We start from the raw sequence: 18141 nt of genomic DNA, 5'->3' as shown, positions 1-18141 counted from the left end.
GCTCAGGCCGGATCGCGGTAGCGGTGCAGCAGGATGGTGAAGTTCCGCAGCTTGTCGACGACGTCTTCGGAGACCGGATCCGGGTGGAAGTGCATCACGCTGTTGCGGATCTGCCGGATCTCGTCCAGGCGGTCGACGAACTTCTGCCGGTCCAGCGGCCAGCCGAGCCGTACCCAGATGTCCTTGTTCTCCAGGATGCGCTGGTAGTCACCGAAAGCCAGCTGGTCGAAGCTCGTGACCGTCCGGCCGCACAGCGGCTGGACGGCCGGGAGGTCCAGGGCGCACCGCAGGATCCAGCGGAGTGTCTGGTCCAGCTCGCCCAGCTGGAAGAACGGCGTGGCCATCTCGCCGTAGCGCCGGGCGACGTCCGCGGTCGTGACGATGCCCTGCACGGCTCTGCTTTCGTCCGTGACCAGCACGAACTCCCGCTGCTGCAGGGTGGGCAGGACGTCGAAGAGGTCGCGGTCGTAGGCGACGACTTCGGCGCGGACGATCGCGTCGGCGACGGCGGCGTCGGGTTTCCGGTGCATCGCCTGGGCGATCGAGCGCCAGGTCACGGCTCCGCGGGGGTTGCGCGGGCCACTGAGCACGGCGAGCTGCGAGTAGTCGTTGAGGAGCATGGTGGTGATCGCTTCTTCGAGCGAGCTGCCGGGCCCGACGGACCCCACGCCGTCGAGCGGCGTCAGATTGCCCACCGTCAGGCGGACGTTCAGGTCGTCGCCGCCCTCGTCGTCTTCGGTGGCCGGCAGCGGATCGGGTGCCGCCGGTCCCTCGGTTTCGTCCGGGAGCGTGGTCAGGACGACCAGGGTGTCGAGGGTGACCGCGCGGAAGCCGGGGGACGTCACCAGCCCGTGGTTGGCCAGGTCCGCTTCGATCTGGCTGATCTGGTCGCCGCGATCCGCCACGCCCCACAGCTTCAGCAACTCGCGGACGGTGATGCGCTCGGGATCACCCCGGTCGGCGCGGGCGCGGGCCTGCCTCAAGCGCTCGTGGACGCGCTGCGGCGCCGGATCTTCGGTCTGCCGGTTCGCGGTCGAGATCGCTTGGTCGAGGAACTCCTGGCGCACCGAGTCCAGCAGGCGTTTCTCGGCCACCACCACCCAGGCCCGCCATCCGTCGACCGCGCGCATCCCGGCGGCCACCATCGCCGCGCGGGAGGGCGACCGGAACTCCTCGCCGTCGGGTTCGAGCCGGATCCGGCCGGTGCCGGTGACGGTCGCGTCGAAGGTCGCGCCGATGCGCTTGCGCTTGAACCTGAGTTTCGCCCCGGCCTCGAGCAGGCCGGCTTCCAGCAGGTCCGGCACCGTGACGCGGCGGCCGCCGATCAGGTGCATCGAACGGCCCTCGCCGGTCACCACTTCCGCAGCCCGGCGAACTTGCGCCGGGCACCGATGGCCTGCTTGAGCACCCGCCGCTTCAGTTCCTTCTGGCTCAGCCGCTCCACCCGGGTGAGCTGCAGTTCGGCGGCGACGGCGAGCAGGCTCTCCCGGCCGAGGTGCTGCGCATCCAGATAGGAAGCGCCTTCCTCTTCGGTTTCGGTTTCCCGCAGGTGCGTGGCGATGGCGGCCGCGTCGACGCCCGGGCTCGCGGTGACCTTCGGCGGCGCCGGCGGGCCGGCGACCGGCCGCGGAGCCGCGGGTGCCGGTCGTGGTTCGGCCGCGGGTGCGGGTGGCGGCTCGGCCGGAGGTGCGTCGGAGCCGCGGCCGGTGAGCAGGGCGATGAGCTTGGCCTTCGGGAGCTTGCTGTACCCGCGCAGAAGGCGGTTCTTGGCCAGCGCCCGCAGTTCGGTCACGGTCTTCGCCGACAGATCCGGTGCCGCCGGGGAAAGTCCGGCCACCGCCAGCCGGGCCGTCCCGTCGACGATCGCGTCCAGCGTGGCTTCGTCCTGCTCCGCGAGGAACTCGTACACCCGCGCCTGCAGGGCGGCGAGCCGTTTCAGGTCGGTCACCGGCGGTCACCGGACAGCGAAAGCGCGCTGAGGACCTCGTCGGCGAGCTCGTCGAACTCCCGCACGACTTCGTCCCGGCCGGTGGCGCGCAGCATGGCCGGCACGCCGTTTTCGCCGGCGTCCCCGAAGTGGCGCGGGCTGTTGCGGATGTGGCTCTTCAGCACCGGAACCTGCGAGTTCACCTGCACTTCCTGGATGTAGCCGTGCTGGGCGGCGGTCACCTGCTGGGAGTAGATCTGCACCATGGTGAACACCACGCCGAGGAACTCGGGTTCGATCGGCTCGTGCTCCCGCCCGCCGCCCTTGTGGTGGACGAAGTCGTTGAACTGCTGCACCAGGCCGGTGCAGTTGCCCACCAGGTAGTCCAGCCCGAGGGTGGACAGGTAGTCCGCCTTGGCCGGGACGAGGATCCGCTCGCTCGCGGCGATCGCGGTCTTGGTGACGAGGCCGAAGTTCGGGGCGCAGTCGATGAGGACCAGGTCGTACTCGGCGAAGAAACCGTCCTGCAGGGCCTGCCGCAGGCAGCCGTGCAGGTCCAGGAACCGCCGCTTCGAGCCGTCGAGGGTGGTCGTGCCGCCGAGCAGCGCGGCGAGTTCGAGGTCGATGTCGATCAGGCCGAGGTGGGACGAGATCAGGTCGATCCGCCCGCCGGTGCCGGCGAGGACGTCGTTCACCCGTTCCGGCGACACGACGAGGTGGGACAGCGGGATGTCCCGGCCGGGCAGCTCGGCGCCGTACCACTGCTTGATCGTGCGGCTGTCCGCCAGCCGCTCGTGCCAGTCGTCGATGGAGAAGAACGAAAACGTCAGGTTGGTCTGCGGGTCGAGGTCGAGCAGGAGCACCCGCAGGCCGCGGCTCGCGGCCACCGCGCCGAGGTTCGCGGTCAGCGTCGTCTTGCCCACGCCACCCTTGTAGTTCATGACCGCCACGACCCGCATGCGCACTCCCCGGTGGTCTCGTACCTGGGGCCCGTTTGTAGTACGCGGGCGAGCGGACCGGCGTGGATCGCCGTCAACTGTCCGGGAACTGTCCACGATCTGGCCGGTGCGCCGGCCGGGCTACCGGGGAACCGCCGTCATCGGGAGGCGGTCGGGGTACGCGGCGGAGGTGAACTTGACGCGGACCGGCTTGCCCGCCACCGGGACCAGCCGCCAGCGCGCGGCCACCGTGGCCAGCGTGATGACGATTTCGTTCTGGGCGAAGCGGTTCCCGATGCACTGCCGGTTGCCCGCCCCGAACGGCACGAACGCGCCCTTCGGCACCGCGGCCGCCCGGTCCGGGGCCCAGCGGCCGGGGTCGAAGCGGTCCGGGTCGGCGAACGACCTCGGGTCGTGGTGGAGCGCGTGCGGGCTGACGATCACTTCCGCGCCCTCCGGCAGCCGGACGCCGCCGAGGTCGACTTCGGTGAGCGTGCGGCGCATCAGCATCCACAGCGGGTACTGCCGCAGCACCTCGTCGACGACCTGCCGGACGTAGGTGAGCCGGGGGAGGTCCTCGACGGTGACCGGGCGGCCGCCCAGCACCTCGTCGAGTTCGGCGTGCACCCGCGCCTCGACGTCCGGGTGCCGGCCGAGCTCGTGGAACGTCCAGGCCAGCGCCAGCGCCGTCGTTTCGACGCCGCCGGTGAGCAGGGTGAGCACTTCGTCCCGCGCCTGCTCGTCGGTCATCCCGGCCAGCAGCAACGTCGAAAGCAGGTCGCCGCGGTCGGTGCCTTCGCGCCGCCAGTCGCGGATCACTTCGATGACGATCCCCTGCATCCGGACGATCGCCTCGTCGAACCTGCGGTTCCCGGGTACCGGGAGCTTTTCGACGAACTTGGGCGCCAACGCGCGAATCATCCCCTGCTGGATGATCAGGTAGATCGAGCGGCGAGCTTCGGCGATCGCCGCTTTTCCCAGCTCGGTGGAAAACAGTGCCTCGCCGACGATCGTCACCGCGAGGCTCTGCATGTCGTCGTCGATCTTCCGCACTTCACCGGCGCGCCACGAGTCACTCATCTCCGCCGCCGCGCGCCGCATGATCTCCGCGTACGCGGTCAGGCGATCGCGGTGGAACGCCGGTTGCATCAGCCGGCGCTGCCGCAGGTGGAAGTCCCCGTTCGAAAGCACCAAGCCATTTCCGACGAACGGCCGGAACTTGTCGAACATCGCACCCTTGCGAAACTTCGGCCCCTCGTTGACCAGCACCTCATGTGTCAATCGCGGGCTGCCGACGAAGTAGACCGGCGCCGGGCCGAGATAGAGTTTGACGATCTCGCCGTGTCCGGGCAATGTGTCGGTGAATGCGAAGCGGTGCCGGAGGAGTGCCGGAGTGTGCCCGAGAAAAGGCCACCGGCCCGGTGCGACCGGGACGTTCATGCGGACTCCTCGTTGCGCCAATGTGTGGATTTCCCAAGGAGAGGGCTCACGGTAGGCGCGTCCGGTCGAACGGGACAGTGCCCGATCGGGTGGTGTGGGCTCACGCGGATGGCCCAGTAGCCGAACCACGGGGAATCGCTAAGCTCTTTCCGGTCCGACTGAACTGAGAAGGTGTTGTTCGTGGCACGATCACCGGAATGGGCGCCACCGGGTGTCGATATCTCCGCCGGAATCGATATCGTCGAAGCCGGATCGGCCGGTCGTGTGGCGACGAACACCGGAATCGGCCGCAAGATCTGATGCGGATGTCCCCCATGCCGATGATCGAACCCCAGCCGGGCAAGCCCGCTGCACCCGATGCGGACCGCGCGCGGACCCTGCTCGCCCGGAAATGGGCGTACAAGCTCAGTGGCGTGACCGTCGTGTCGCTGAGCCGGGAAGAACTCGACGTGGAGCTCGGCGAGCTGCTGGGCACGCTCTGCGACGCCTTGCGCTGCACGTCCCCGGACCAGACCGCGGCGGAGCGAATCGGCAGGCGGCTGGTCGCACTCGGCTACGTGGGCGAGCCCGGGCTGCGGTGCACGCTCGAAGTCCTCGGGAAGGGGCTGCCCGAGCTGCCCGAAGTTCAGGCGGTGGACGGCGCCGCCGACCGCGTCGTGACGGCGCTCGGCGCACTGGCCTGCGGCTTCCTGCTCGCGCACGAGCGCAGCGTCCTCGATCAGCAGGAAATCATGCACCTGTCGCTGATCAAGGCGGTGCGAGACGCCCAGTGGAACCTGAGGCAGAGCGAAGCGCGCTTCGAAGAGGTGGTGACGTCGTCGGCGAGCGGCATCGCCGTCGTCGCGCTGGACGGCCGGATCGTGCGGGCCAACGCGGCGCTGGCCGAGATGCTCGGGCACCCGGCAGGCGAGCTGACCGGCTCGGTGCTGTACGACGTCGTCCACCCCGATTCGGTCGAGGTCCTCCGCGACGCGATGGTGGCGCTCCTGGGCGGCGGCAAGGAGCGGATCCGGCAGTCGGAGCGGCTGCTGCGCAAGGACGGCGACGTCGTCCGCATCTCGCTCACCGCGTCGCTGCTGCGCGACGCCGAGAACCGGCCGTCCCACTTCGTCGTCGTGATCGAAGACGGCACCGAGCTGATGCTGCTGCAGGGCGAGCTGAGCCGCCAGGCGCTGCACGACGTCCTCACCGGGCTGCCGAACCGCCAGTACTTCGGCACCCACCTGGAGACGGCGCTGCGGCGCGCCGACCCGGCGTACGGCGTCACGCTGTTGCACGTCGACCTCGACGCGTTCGGCATGGTCTGCAACAGCCTCGGCCGCCGGGTCGGCGAGCAGCTCCTGGTGCACTTCGCGCAGCGGCTCAAGGTGGTGATGGCCCGCGAGAAGGCGATGATCGCGCGGTTCCACAGCGACGAGTTCGGCATCCTGGTCGAGAACACCGAGTCGACGCCCGACATCGACACCATCGTGCGCGCGATCAACGACGAGCTCGCCGAGCCGTTCTTCGTCGACGGCCACGGGCTCGCGCTGTCGGCCAGCGCCGGGGTGGTGCACCGGCCGGAGCCGGGCATCGACCCGCTCGAGCTGCTGCGCCAGGCGGACCAGACGCTGCGGCGCGCCAAGGAGCGGCGGCGCGGTCAGTGGCGGATGTTCGACCGCGAGGCCGACGCCCACGACCGGCGGACGCAGGCGGTGGCCGTCGGCGTGGCCGGCGCCTGGGAACACGGCGAGATCGGCGTGCGGTACCGGCCGATGGCGCGGCTGGCGGACGGCGAAGTCGCCGGCGTCGAAGCGCGCCTGCACTGGGACCGGCCGGAGGACACGGCCCTTTCGCACGAGTGCTGCGTGGAGCTCGCCGAGTCGACCGGGCTCATGCTGCCGCTCGGCGACTGGCTGCTGCGCGCGGCGGGCCGCCAGGGCGAATGGTGGCGGCAGCGCACGGGGTTCGGCCTCCCGATGGTCGCCGGCCTGACCGGGCACCAGGTAGCGGACGACGCCCTCGGCACGCGCGTGACGCGGCTGCTGCGGGACACCGGCCTGCCGCCCGAACAGCTGATGCTCGGTGTCCCGGCCGGGGCGCTCCCGGTGTCCGGCGTCATCGAGAACGTCACCGCGCTGGCCGACCTCGGCGTGCACGTCATGCTCGACGAGTTCGGGCTGGGGCCCGACGACCTGCGGGCGATCAAGGACCTGCCGGTGGACATCGTGCGCGTCGACCGGCGCCTCGCGGAGTGGCAGGCGTGGTCGGACTCGACGTTCCTCGGCGCGCTGGTGCCGCTGGTCCGGCAGGTCGGCGCGACCCTCGTCGTCGACGGGATCCACACCGAGGACCAGGCGAGCTGGTGGCGCACGGCCGGCGCGGAGCTGGCGACGGGCGACTACTTCGGGGTGGCGAGGCCGCCCGCCGAGCTCGCCGGGGAGTTCGCCCGCACCTGAGGCTGCCACCGGGTCAGGCCGACGGCGACGAGCACGACAGCCATGCCGCCGATGACCCGGAGCGACAGCGGTTCGCCGAGGAAGAGCGCACCGAGCCCGACCGAGACCACGGGCAGCAGGTAGCCGACCGTCGCCGCGGCGGTCGGGCCTTCGTCCGTGAGGATCCGGTAGTTCAGGTAGAACGTGATCCCGGTCCCGAAGACGCCCAGGATCGTCACCGCGACGATGGCGGTGAGCGTCAGGTGCGGCGCCGTGGACGCGACCGGCAGCGCGAGGGCGGTCAGCGCGGTGGCGGTCATCAGCTGCGCGGCCGACAGCGCGAGCGGAGCGCCGTCCGGCGGCAGTTTCCGGGCCATGTAAGCGAACGCGATCGCGTAGCTGAGGCCGGCGCCGAGCAGGGCCAGCGCGCCCATGCTTAGCAGCCCCGCTTGCTGCCAGGGCGCGAAGATCACGATGATGCCGGCGAAACCGAGAGCCAGCCCGAGCAGCCGCGCGGGGTTGAGCCGCCGTTCCGTCCCGAGCGCGACGCCGATCAGCAGCGACCACAGTGGGGTGGTGGCGTTCATCACACCGGCGATCCCGGAGTCGACCGTGCGTTCCCCGATCGCGAACAGCGCGAACGGCAGCGCGTTGCAGAAGAACGCGGCGACGATCAGCCGCGCCCAGGTCCGGCGGTCCCGCGGGAGCCGCTGCCGGGCCGCGAACGCCAGGCCCAGCAGCGTCAGCGCGCCGAGAGCGCAGCGGACGAGGGTGAGGTGGACGGGGCTCAGCCCGGTCAGGGCCAGCTTGATCCAGAGGAAGCCCGAGCCCCACAGCAGGGCCAAGACCACTATGCGCACCGAGGCGCCCCGTCCACCGTTCATGAGAGCAACGGTGCCGAAGAAGATCCGTCAGGACAAGTGAAGAGTTCTGGACGGAGCTTTAAGGGTTTCTACAGTCTTCTCGCGCCAAAGCCGGTCGCCGAACAGCGCCAGCGCGGCGGGCAGCAGGACGCCCCGGACGATCGTCGCGTCGAGCAGGATCGCGAACGCCATGCCGAGGCCGAGCATCTTGTACTCGATCGCGGCGAGGCTGAGGAAGACGCTGAACACGCCGGTCATGATCAGCGCGGCGCTCGTCACCACGCCGGAACTGCTCGCCGTGCCTTCCACGATCGCCTGCCGGACCGGAGTGCCCGAGAGCCGCCGTTCGCGGATCCGGCTGAGGATGAACACGTGGTAGTCGGTGCTCAACCCGAACAGCAGCACGAAGAGGAACATCGGCAGCCAGCCGAGCACCCCGCCGTAGGGTGTGAAACCCAGCAGCGGCGCGAGAAAGCCGTCCTGGAACACGAGGGTGAGCACGCCGTAGGCCGCGCCGGCCGAGAGCAGGTTGAGCAGGATCGACACCACCGGCACCGCGACCGATCGGAACACCACGAGCAGCAGCACGAAGGCGAGCAGCAGGATGAACCCGAAGGTGTACGGCGCCCGGTCGAGCACCTGCGCGGTGAAGTCGTGCGCTTCGGCGGTCCGGCCCGCGACCGCGTAGCCGACGCCGTCGACCCGCCCGACCGTCCGCGGCAGCAGGGTTTCGCGCAACGTCGTGAGCGTGCGGCTCGCCGCTTCGTCGTTGCCGGTGCCGCCGAGCGGGATCCGGACGACGAGCGCCTGTCCCACCGGGACAACGACGGCCGGCCGCGGCACCTCGGCCGTGAGCTCCCCGATCGCCCGGCGCAGCACGGGTGTGTCGACCGGCCCGCCGCGGGTGTTCCAGAGGACGACGTGCGCGGGCATCGTGACGCCGGGAAACGCTTCCTGCATGCGCACGGCCGCGTCGATCACCGGGATGCTGCGCGGCAGGCTCTCGGTCGGCGCCGGGTCCTGCAGGCGCATCCCCAGCGCGGGCAAGGTGAGCAGCACGAGCAGCGCGGTGGCGAGCCCGCTCCAGAGCACGGGCCGCCGGGTGACGACGGTCGCCACCCCGGCCCAGAACCGCGAGCGGGTCCGGCGCCGGCCCAGCCACGGGATGCGGCCGCGGTCGACGCGGGACCCGAGCAGGGAAAGCGTCGCGGGCAGGACCGTCACCGCGGCCAGTACGGCCAGGCCGACGACGAGGATCGTGCCGGCGGTCAGGCCCTGGAGATTGTCGAGGCCGGTGAACAGCAGGCCGGTCACGCACAGCACGACGGTCAGCCCGGACACGACGATCACGTGCCCCGACGTCCGCGCCGCGATCCGGATCGACTCGTCGACGCCGTGGGCGCGTTCCTCCCGGACCCGGCGCAGGAAGAAGAGCGAGTAGTCGACGCCCACCGCCATGCCGATCAGCAGCGTGATCGCGGAAGTGGCGCTGTTGACCGGAATCCAGTTGTCCACAACGGACAGGAAGCCGAAGGCCGCGAACACCGCGGTGCCCGCCAGCAGGACCGGGACCGCGGCCGCGACCAGCGAGCCGAACACGACCAGCAGGATCAGCACGGTGATCGGCAGCGAACGGGCTTCCGACCGCCCGATGTCCTCCTTGATGCTCTTGTCGACCGCGCCGGACACGGAGAGGTCGCCGGCCTGGGCCAGCCGGACGCCCGGGTGCCGGGCGGCGACCGCATCGACGGCCGCGGTCGCCTTCGCGAGGCTCGCCCGGATTTCGGCGCCGGTGCCAGTGATCCGGAAGGTGACCAGTTCCGACCGGCGGTCGGCGGAGACCTGGGAGTGGGTGTCCGCGGCCGCGCCCGACGTCGTCAAGGTGGTCACGAGGTCGGCTGTGGCCGCTGGGGACCGCGGCTGGACGAGAACGTTCTCCCAGAACGGTTCGCGGGTGGGCTGGCGGTCGAGGACGGCTTGGCCGGTGCCGGCGTCGCCAGCGGGGTGCGACCGCGCGTCGGTGCCGGGGGCGAACGCGCCGACGGCCCAGGCCAGCGCGACCAGCGCCAGCCAGCCGAGGATCGCGGCGGCGCGGTGCCGCAGCGACCAGTTCGTGACGCGTTCGACCACCGGCCCCCGCCGGTGAGCCGGGGTACCTGCAGGCAGCATGAACTAAGGTCCTTTTCGTGAAGGAGTGATCCGATGAGAGCTCGCCCTCGGGCGAGGTGGTTGCTTCTTCCTCCTGGGCCGCCGAGTTGCCGCTCGGTGGCCCAGGGCCTCACCTGCGTTTCGGGGGTTCCGGGTGGCGGAGCCCCGGTTGTTACAGTCAGTCGACCTCCTTGAGCACGCGTTCGATGGACCGCAGGCGGTCTTGGACGTCCTTTAGCTGCCGTTCGGTCTCTTCCTGCGTCCGGACGGCTTTCTCGGCCAGTGAGCGGTATTCCTGCTCCCGCGCCAGCTTCGCCTTGGCGCGCCAGGTCGAGGCCAGTTGCACGATCGCGATCGACAGCACGACGGTGATCAGGGCGAAGACCCCGGTCACGCCGATGATTTCCTGCCACTGGTGCCAGTTCATGTCCGTCCCTCCTCGCCGTCCCCCTGGACGGATTCCGGTGTGGTGAGCGTCGGCGCGGCGGCCGCGATCGCCTCCGGCGTCAGCACGACGGAGAACGGGGCGAGCTCGTAGAAGCGCAGCGTCTTGCCGTCCGCGCCGACCTCGAAGCTCGCGGTGACCAGGCCGGCGGCTTCGAGCTTGCGGAGGTGGACCTGCAGCAGCGCGCGGCTGATCCGCAGCTCGCGGGCCAGCTTGCTGACGTAGGTGCGTTCGGCGTGCAGGGCCGCGACGATCCGCAGCCGGTGCGGATTGCCGAGGGCGCCCAGCTGCCGCAGGAGCTCGTCACCCGTCGACCACATGCCAACAAAAGTTAGCAGGTGTCGGATGGGAGCGCTATCGGGGTGATCCCCGAGATCACATCGGGTGGTCCATCCACACGTTCGGCTCGACGTAGATTGCCGTGTCGTAGCCGGTCGACGCGTACACCGGGGCGATGCCGCCCGGGATGAAGTTCTCGCCGTCCTGGAGCTTCACGCCTGTCCAGTCGTGCCAGTCCGACAGGGAACCCGACAGCGTCACCGCGAACGGGCACACCTTCACCACCTGGGCACCCAGGCGCTCGTGGGTGCGTAGCCAGCGGTCGGCCGGCAGGCCGTCGGGACGGCGGCGGGCCGCGTACTCCGGCATCGGGACCGACGGCTCGGCCTCCTTGCCGATCGGGCGCACCGAGACGATCAGCTTGCGCAGGCCCGTTTCCGCCGCCCGCGCCTTCAGCGCCTTCAGCATCGGGGCCGACAGGCCGGTGCCCCGCAGGTGCGGGGCGATCACGACTTCCAGCGCGCACAACGCGTTCGGCGCGCGGCCGTCCATGACGTCCTGGGCCGCCCACTCGATCGCCTGGTCCCAGCCGTGGTCCGGCAGCTCGGTGCGGTCCGGGGCCGGGTAGGCGAGCGGGACCGACAGGGCGCGGGCCATCGGCGTGCCGTCGTCGTCCAGTGCGATCAGGAAGTAGCGCGCCCAGTGGCGCAGGAACCGCTCGCCGGTGATCATCCGGCCGCTTGCGCCCTGGTAGATGAACTGGCCGCCGACGTCGCCGAGGTTCAGTGCGGCATCGAGGAGGTCGGGGCGGCCGGCAAGATCGACAACGCGCATGCGCTCAGTGAAGCGAAAAGCCCGAGCCGTGGATAGCGGCAACCGGGCGACTCAGCGCAGGGCTTTGCGGCGCCGCGTCAACGCGGCCGGGTCGAGGTTCGCCCGGGTGCCGGCGTCGTGGCCGTCGAGGTAGCCGCTGCCGGAGAGCCGCCGGGGCGAGGCGGCGCGCAGGTCGCCGTATTCGGAGTCGAACGCGTGCTGCACCATCTGCGCGCGGTCGCGGACCACCAGCTCCGCCGAGCGCGCGCCGGGCATCGCCGTGCGGACGGCTTCCTGCTCGGCGTGGGAAAGCCGTTCGTGCACCGCGCGGGCGAAGCCGTGCAGCCACGTCCGCCGGTACGCGGCCAGGGATTCGCCGGGGAAGAACCCGCCGGGCCGGACGCGGGTCAGCTGCGTGCTCGCCTGCAGCAGCAGGCTGGTGAACAGCAGTTCCACCCGGCCGAGGTCGGAGCGGAAGCCGAACACTGTGACGCTCTCGACCTTCTGGCCGAGGCGGTGCAGCAGCGTCCGGCACCGCAGCGGGTACGCGACCGAGGTCAGCAGGCTCGCTTTGTCGCGGCTGTACGGGTCGGTGAGCGGGATCTTCAGCGTGCCGAGCTCGTCGGTGCTGGCCCCCGACGCGGCGAGCATCGCCTGGTCGATGCCGTACCGCGCGACGAGTTCGGCGGCCTTCTGGTTGTACGCCTCGGCTTCCGCCTCGGTGACCGCCGGGTCTTCGGCCTTCGCCAGCAGCTTGCGGATGCGCTCGAGCTGCGGGTCTGACTCGGTCATGCCGAGAGGGTATTCGATCAGGTGTTCGGGCGCGTGGACCGGGTCGGCGTGTCGAGGTACGCGTCGAGCGTGACGGCCAGCGCCGCTTCGGGTGACGGCGCGAAGCTCGCGCCCGCGAGACCGCCCCACAGCCACAGCTGGGCGAGGCCGTGCAGGGCCGCCCACAGCGACGCGGCGACCAGCCGCGGGTCGGCGCGGTGGACGCCGGCCGCCGCGACCAGCACGGCGAATTCGTCGAACACCGCGCTGGACGCCGCCGCGAGCGCCGGCTCGTCCGGGTCGATCAGGTCGCGGCGGAACATCAGCTCGAACATCGCCGGGTTCTGCAGCGCGAAGTCGACGTAGCTGTGGCACGCCGCGGTGAGCCGCTCGCGCGGGCCGCTGTCCGGCAGCTGCGTCCGGCGTTCCAGCAGTTCCGTGAAGCCCTGCGTGGCGACGGCCGAGAGGAGTTCGGCGCGGCCGGAGAAGTGCCGCAGCGGTGCGCCGTGCGAAACCCCGGCGGCCTTGGCGATCCCGCGCAGCGTGACCGCGCCGACGCCTTCGCCGGCGAGCAGTTCCGACGCCGTCGTGATCAGGCGTTGCCGGGTGCCCACGCCTCGTCCAGGGTCACCGGGAGCAGGTCGGGGCGCTTGGGGAAGAAGCCGTCGCCGGGCTGGCGGCCGATCAGCCGGTTGCGCGTGCGCGTCACGGCGACCGGCAGCACCTCCCGGACCAGCCACCGCAGGTCGGCGCGCCGGCTGCCGGGAGCGGCGGTGCCGGGCAGCGGCGCGAGCCAGGCCGGGTCGTGGTCGAGGCCGAGCCGGGCGAGGAAGTAGGCGGCGAGCCGGCGGTGGCCGTCGGCGGACAGGTGCAGCCGGTCGGCGCCGAAGTAGCGCGAATCGGTGACGGCCTGGTCGGGCCACAGGTCGATGAGCTGGGCCCCGTAGCTGACGGCGGCTTCGCGGATGGCCTCGTTCAGCGCGACGATCCGCGGCCGCATCCGGCTCCCCAGCGGCATCCGGCGGGAGACGTCGCTGAGCGTGAACGTGACGACGACGGGCGAGATCTCGGTGCAGGCGCGGATGGCGGCGTCGACCCGGCGGGCGACCGTGCGCGCGTCCCAGCCGCGGCTCATGACGTCGTTGCCGCCGCCGAAGAGGGCGATCAGGTCGGGTTCGAGGCGGGCCGCGGCCGGCACCTGCTCGGGCACGATCTGGTCGAGCCGGCGCCCGCGGACGGCCAGGTTGGCGTAGCGGAAGCCCGGCTCGCCTTCCGCCAGCCGCGCGGCGACGAAGTCGGCCCAGCCGCGGTAGTGCCGCTGATCCGGGTACGGGTCGTCGAGGCCTTCGGCGCAGCTGTCGCCGACGACGACGAAACGGTGGTAGCTCATCCCGGTCTCCGTAACCCGTGGTTCACCTTGCAGACACTGTCTATCAAACTTGTGTAGACGGTGTCTACTTCGCGTTCACCCCAGCCAGGGACCGAGCTTGTCGGGGTTCCGGAGGGCCCAGATGTGCGTGATCCGGTCGTCCGCGAAGGCGAACGCGTACACGGCGGCGAGCTCGTCTCCGCGGCGGAGCACCAGCCCGGGGAGGCCGTTGACCGTGCGCTCCTCGATCGTCAGCGCCCCGAAAGCGGCGAGCTCGGCCACGTACCGGGCGACGAGTTCGCCGCCTTCGATGGGCGCGATCGTGGCGCGGACCCGGCCACCGCCGTCCGCGGTCAAGGTCGCGCCGGGGTCGAGCAGCCCGATCAGCGTGCCGATGTCCCCGGCGGCCCAGGCCTCCTTGAAGTCCCGCACCAGGGCGGCCTGCCGGGCGACCGGGGCGGCGGGCCGGGCCGCCCGGATCCGGCGGCGGGCCGCGGAGGCCAGTTCCCGGCACGCCGCCGGCGTCCGGCCGGTGATTTCGGCGACCTCGGCGAAGGAGTACCCGAAGACGTCGTGCAGGACGAGCGCGACGCGCTGGCCCGGGGTCATCGCCTCGAGTGCGACGAGGAAGGCCATGCTCACCGACTCGTCCAGGGTGATCCGGTCGGCCGGGTCGGGCTGGTCGGGCAGCGGCTCGGGCAGCCACTCGCCCACGTACCGCTCACGCCGCACCCGCGCCGAGCCGAGGACGTCCAGGCAGATGCGGCCGGCCACCGTGGTCAGCCAGGCGCCGGGCGAGGAGATCGCCTGCTGCTGCGCCGGGGACAGGGCGTACCAGCGGGCGTAGGTCTCCTGGACGGCGTCCTCGGCTTCGGTCAGCGAGCCGAGCAGCCGGTAGGCGAGGTTGACCAGGTGCCGGCGTTCGGCGACGACGGGTTCCGGTGGCGTTGTCATGACTCCTCCGACGACACAGCTTGCCGGAACGTCAGGGCCTGACATTCCCGCGGGCTGTGTCGTCGGACCTCTCGAAGCCAATCGAACAGGGAGAACGAGGATGAAGATCGGAATCGTGCTCGGCAGCACCCGCCCGGGTCGCGTGGGGGACCAGGTGGCCCGCTGGGTCGAGGAGCGGGCGGCACGCCGGGGTGACGCCGAGTTCCAGCTGGTCGACCTGCGTGACCACCCGCTGCCGCACCTCGAAGAGCCGCCGAGTTTCTCGGGGCAGTACCAGGACGAGCGCACCCGGGCATGGGCCGGAGTAGTCGCGTCGTGCGACGGGTTCGTCTTCGTCACGCCGGAGTACAACCACTCGCTTCCCGGCGTGCTCAAGAACGCCCTGGACCACGTCCACGTCGAGTGGAACACCAAGGCGGCCGGGTTCGTTTCGTACGGCGGGGTCGGCGGCGCCCGCTCGGTCGAGCAGCTGCGCCTGGTCTGCGGGGCCCTGCAGCTGGCCGACGTGACCCCGCAGGTCACGCTGCCCCTGGCGACCGAGTTCGAGAACCGCGCGGTCTTCAAGCCGGGTGACCACCAGCTCGCCGCCCTGGACACCCTGCTCGACCACGTCGTCGCCTGGAGCACCGCGCTGGCGCCGCTGCGGGGCGGGGAGGCGGAAGCCGCGATCCGGGGCCGGCTCGACGAGGTCATCGAGGCGTTGCGGGCCAAGGACCTCGACGCGCTGCGCGGGGTCTACGCGCCGGACGTCGTCTCCTTCGACGTCGAACCGCCGCTGCAGCACGCCGGGGTCGACGCGAAGCTGAAGAACTGGGCGAAGGTGTTCACCATCTTCGAAAAGGTGGACTACGAGCTGCGCGACCTGACCGTCACCGTGGGCGCCGGCCTGGCCGTCGGGCACGGCTTCGGCCGGGTCAGCGGCACGCTGCCGACCGGCCAAGCGGTGACCGGCATGTGGGTCCGGGCCACCTTCGTCTTCCGGAAGACCGGCGGCGACTGGGTGATCGTCCACGACCAGGCGTCCGTGCCGTTCGACATGGCGAGCGGCCGGGGCGTGACCGACCTCGAGCCGTGACGTCTCAGGCGAGTCATGCGCGGTGGGCGGTCACGGCGCCCACCGCGGGTCGGCTGCCGGGAGCGTCCGCCCGGCCGCCGAAGCTTCGATCCTCATCGCGGGCCCCTTTTCCGCTCTCCCTCTGCCCGGCATTGGCAACCTGGCTCAGAAAAAGTCTTCAGTAAGCAAGTGACACCAGCAAGGCAATAAACGAGATAATAAGACTGAGCCAGGAAGCCAATGGAAGAACGAAATCTTTCATGACTTCCCAGCGACTTCGATCTCTCATGGGGTCGAGAAACAGCATGTCACGCTCGATTGATCGTTCCGAAACCTCGGACCGCGGCTTGAGTTCGGAATGCCGGCGACGTATTTCCGGAATAAGGTCCTCTCGTCCGGCGATCACGACGATGGTTACATCGAGCAAGAATCCGCAGAGAGCATCGAACTGTGCGGGCTCCAAATAGTCGGGCGTGTCGACGTCCAATAGTGGACGAGCGAGCCGTGCGGCACGCTCAGAGAGAGCCGGCGGCGATGCCCATGTCCAATGCTCGGTCTGGATGACCAGGAAGAGTGCGCGGGCTGCCGACCCGGCGAGCTTGAGTGCATGAGTTCTGCTACCGCCGTTCTTCCAGATGGCAAGCATCACGCCCACGTTTCGATAGAAGCGCAGTTGACTGCGACTGTCCGCCCCTTTGACGAATCGGACGCTCACTTTGACCGACTTGGCTATCGCCAATGTTGTCGTATACATTATTGAGCTCGCGAACCAGACGATAACACCAATCACTATCAACTTGTCAATTGTCGAGAGTGGTGCATTGGTCGACGGTGGTTTACTCGCAGTACCGCCCGGCGAAATCCATAAAGTGGAGAATAGTAGAAGAACTCCTACGGCGATGGCGATTGTTTTAATGCGCTTGAAGCGCAGCATTCGGAATTGCCTGAAAGATTCCGAAGCTGCCGGATGCCAGGCGGAGAAGAGTAAAAGGCGTGATTCGAAGTACCCCTCGTCGATGTAAGGAAAGTCTCCGAGAATCCAAGAATAAACACGCTCGCGCTTGGTCTTGGGAACATTTATTTCCGGCAAAGGGATTTCACTTGATCTCGGCTGGTCGTCGATCGGGTGCTGGTCGGACATGGCCACCATGCTAGGACGCAAAGACTCAACCATCAGCCGCCAATTGGGCGGCTCTTTTCACTTGCCGGTGGCTCTAATATTCTTCGCGACCACGCCGGCACTCGAACAATCGACCAATGCAAAGCGGACTATCCGGTTCGATATGCTTGGCTGGCATGGCTGGACCATTTTCATGCGAGGGACAATGCCGGCCAAGTCTTCTGATGCTAGAGCGGCGCTGAACCGAGTGCGTCGAACAACGCCGTGGCGAGTACCAGCCCTTCCCGGGCGACCGGGGCGAGCAGGTGCTCGTCCGGCGCGTGCTGGTTGCAGCCCGGGTACGAGTGCGGCAGCCACAGCGTCGCCAGCCCGAGGACGTCGGTGAACACGTGGTTCGGCAGGCCGCCGCCGAAGTTGGGCAGCAACGCCACCGGTCGCTCCGACACTGGGGCCAGCGCCGCCCGGGCCCAGCTCACCCAGGGGTTTTCGACCGGGGTGCGGCTCGCGCGGAAGCCGGCTTCGGCCGTCACCGAAACCATCGGGAACCCCGCCGCCGCAAGGTGTTCGCGGATGGCGGGCGCGATCCCGTCGACGTCCGTCCCGGCCACGTAACGCAGCTGCAGCACCGCCCGCGCGCGGCCCGGGATCGCGTTGACCGGGCGGTCGACGTCCGCCGCGGCCAGGGAAAGGACCTCCAGGGTGTTCCAGCCGTACAGCCGCTCGGCGGGCGTCAGCCGCGGGTCGCCCCACGTGTCGTCCGGCTCCGGGACATCGACGTCCGCCAGGGCCTCGCGCACGGACTCCGGCAGCTCCGGCGGCAGCAGTTCCGGCACCTGGACGCGGCCGTGGCCGTCGACCAGGCTCGCGATCGCGCCGGCCAGGGTCGTCGCCGGGTTGCGGAGGATGCCGCCCCAATTGCCCGAGTGGTGACCTCCCGGGCGCAGGTCGACGTCCAGGTCGATCCGGACACCGCCGCGGGCGCCGAGGAACAACGTCGGTGTTGCCGCGTCCAGACGCGGGCCGTCCGAGGCGATCAGGACGTCCGCCCACAGCCGCTCCTTCTCCTGCGCGGCGAACTCCGTGAGCCCCGGCGAACCGATTTCCTCGCCGGTCTCGAACAGGAACTTGAGGTTGAAGCCCAGCCGGCCGCGCTCGGCCAGCACCAGCCGCAACGCCGTCAGGTTGATCAGGTGCTGGCCCTTGTTGTCGGCCGTGCCGCGGCCGTACCACCGATCGCCGTCCGCGGTCAGCGTCCACGGATCCCGGCCTTCGCTCCACGTTCCGGCTTCCCCGACGACGTCGGCGTGGCCGTAGCAGAGCAGCGTCGGCAGGCCTTCTCCTTCGGTACGCACCCCGACGAGGAACGGGCCGCCCGCCGGATCCGGGTTGGCGTGCTGCGTGACCGCGCAGCCGAGCGCGGTCAGCGCGGGCGTCAGGACCTCGTCGAAGTACGCCTGGATCGCGGCGCGGCCGTCCGGGGCGTCGCTGACCGTGGGGTAGGCGACCAGCCCGGCCAGCTCGGCGAAGAGGGCGCCGGAGTCGACGTGGGCGCGGGCCTTGCCGAGCAGTTCCATGACCGCCAGCCTAAAGGCCGCAAACTGTA

At 70.2% G+C, this 18141-nt stretch carries 17 protein-coding genes; 2 read left to right on the top strand and 15 right to left on the bottom strand.

Features of this window, described 5'->3' with window-relative positions:
* Positions 1–2: 2 nt before the first annotated feature.
* The 4 genes from ACLJQF_RS18245 to ACLJQF_RS18230 form a co-directional block, all read right to left on the bottom strand.
* Positions 3–1355, bottom strand: a complete 1353-nt coding sequence (locus ACLJQF_RS18245; RefSeq protein ID WP_410610349.1) for a hypothetical protein — start codon at positions 1353–1355, stop codon at positions 3–5.
* Positions 1352–1948, bottom strand: a complete 597-nt coding sequence (locus tag ACLJQF_RS18240; RefSeq protein ID WP_410610112.1) for a hypothetical protein — start codon at positions 1946–1948, stop codon at positions 1352–1354. Before ACLJQF_RS18240 ends, ACLJQF_RS18245 begins: the two co-directional genes overlap by 4 nt.
* Positions 1945–2886: a ParA family protein gene (locus ACLJQF_RS18235; protein ID WP_410610111.1), complete on the bottom strand. Its 942-nt coding sequence runs from the start codon at positions 2884–2886 to the stop codon at positions 1945–1947. The genes ACLJQF_RS18240 and ACLJQF_RS18235 overlap by 4 nt, the downstream gene beginning before the upstream one ends.
* A 120-nt stretch (positions 2887–3006) precedes the next feature.
* Positions 3007–4305: a cytochrome P450 gene (locus ACLJQF_RS18230; RefSeq protein ID WP_410610109.1), complete on the bottom strand. Its 1299-nt coding sequence runs from the start codon at positions 4303–4305 to the stop codon at positions 3007–3009.
* 314 nt (positions 4306–4619) lie between these two features.
* On the opposite strand from ACLJQF_RS18230, the gene ACLJQF_RS18225 reads away from it, so the two are divergent.
* Positions 4620–6743, top strand: a complete 2124-nt coding sequence (locus ACLJQF_RS18225) for a putative bifunctional diguanylate cyclase/phosphodiesterase (protein WP_410610108.1) — start codon at positions 4620–4622, stop codon at positions 6741–6743.
* Here ACLJQF_RS18225 and ACLJQF_RS18220 read toward each other — a convergent pair.
* The 9 genes from ACLJQF_RS18220 to sigJ form a co-directional block, all read right to left on the bottom strand.
* Complete coding sequence (locus ACLJQF_RS18220; protein ID WP_410610106.1) at positions 6686–7606, bottom strand: DMT family transporter; 921 nt, start codon at positions 7604–7606, stop codon at positions 6686–6688. The genes ACLJQF_RS18225 and ACLJQF_RS18220 overlap by 58 nt on opposite strands.
* 27 nt (positions 7607–7633) lie before the next feature.
* A complete protein-coding gene (locus ACLJQF_RS18215) occupies positions 7634–9754 on the bottom strand; it encodes an MMPL family transporter (protein WP_410610104.1) in 2121 nt (706 codons plus the stop codon).
* A 157-nt stretch (positions 9755–9911) separates the two neighbouring features.
* Positions 9912–10160: a hypothetical protein gene (locus ACLJQF_RS18210; protein WP_410610103.1), complete on the bottom strand. Its 249-nt coding sequence runs from the start codon at positions 10158–10160 to the stop codon at positions 9912–9914.
* Positions 10157–10498, bottom strand: coding sequence for an ArsR/SmtB family transcription factor (locus ACLJQF_RS18205; protein ID WP_410610101.1), 342 nt, complete (start codon positions 10496–10498; stop codon positions 10157–10159). Before ACLJQF_RS18205 ends, ACLJQF_RS18210 begins: the two co-directional genes overlap by 4 nt.
* A 55-nt stretch (positions 10499–10553) precedes the next feature.
* Positions 10554–11291, bottom strand: a complete 738-nt coding sequence (locus ACLJQF_RS18200) for a Long-chain-fatty-acid--CoA ligase (RefSeq protein WP_410610100.1) — start codon at positions 11289–11291, stop codon at positions 10554–10556.
* A 51-nt stretch (positions 11292–11342) separates the two neighbouring features.
* Complete coding sequence (locus ACLJQF_RS18195; protein WP_410610098.1) at positions 11343–12062, bottom strand: DUF2786 domain-containing protein; 720 nt, start codon at positions 12060–12062, stop codon at positions 11343–11345.
* A 17-nt stretch (positions 12063–12079) separates the two neighbouring features.
* On the bottom strand, positions 12080–12655 hold the full coding sequence (locus ACLJQF_RS18190; RefSeq protein WP_410610096.1) for a TetR/AcrR family transcriptional regulator: 576 nt from the start codon (positions 12653–12655) through the stop codon (positions 12080–12082).
* On the bottom strand, positions 12634–13431 hold the full coding sequence (locus tag ACLJQF_RS18185; RefSeq protein WP_410610095.1) for an SGNH/GDSL hydrolase family protein: 798 nt from the start codon (positions 13429–13431) through the stop codon (positions 12634–12636). Before ACLJQF_RS18185 ends, ACLJQF_RS18190 begins: the two co-directional genes overlap by 22 nt.
* Positions 13432–13506: 75 nt before the next feature.
* Positions 13507–14364 carry an RNA polymerase sigma factor SigJ gene (gene sigJ, locus ACLJQF_RS18180; RefSeq protein WP_410610093.1) on the bottom strand — a complete coding sequence of 286 codons (858 nt, stop codon included), beginning with the start codon at positions 14362–14364 and terminating at the stop codon, positions 13507–13509.
* 100 nt (positions 14365–14464) lie between these two features.
* Between sigJ and ACLJQF_RS18175 the strand changes: the two genes are divergently transcribed.
* Entirely contained in the window at positions 14465–15439 is a 975-nt protein-coding gene (locus ACLJQF_RS18175) for an NAD(P)H-dependent oxidoreductase (protein ID WP_410610091.1), read from the top strand.
* Positions 15440–15596: 157 nt separating this feature from the next.
* Here the strand turns inward: ACLJQF_RS18175 and ACLJQF_RS18170 are convergent, their stop codons facing one another.
* Both ACLJQF_RS18170 and ACLJQF_RS18165 read right to left on the bottom strand, forming a co-directional pair.
* Entirely contained in the window at positions 15597–16559 is a 963-nt protein-coding gene (locus ACLJQF_RS18170) for a hypothetical protein (protein WP_410610090.1), read from the bottom strand.
* A gap of 206 nt (positions 16560–16765) precedes the next feature.
* Entirely contained in the window at positions 16766–18112 is a 1347-nt protein-coding gene (locus ACLJQF_RS18165; RefSeq protein ID WP_410610088.1) for a M20 family metallopeptidase, read from the bottom strand.
* Between the last annotated feature and the right edge of the window lie 29 nt (positions 18113–18141).

The sequence above is a fragment of the Amycolatopsis sp. lyj-109 genome, assembly GCF_046548995.1.
GTDB lineage: Bacteria > Actinomycetota > Actinomycetes > Mycobacteriales > Pseudonocardiaceae > Amycolatopsis.
The sequence above is the reverse complement of the archived record's forward strand: the minus strand, read 5'-3'. Positions and strand labels throughout refer to the sequence as shown.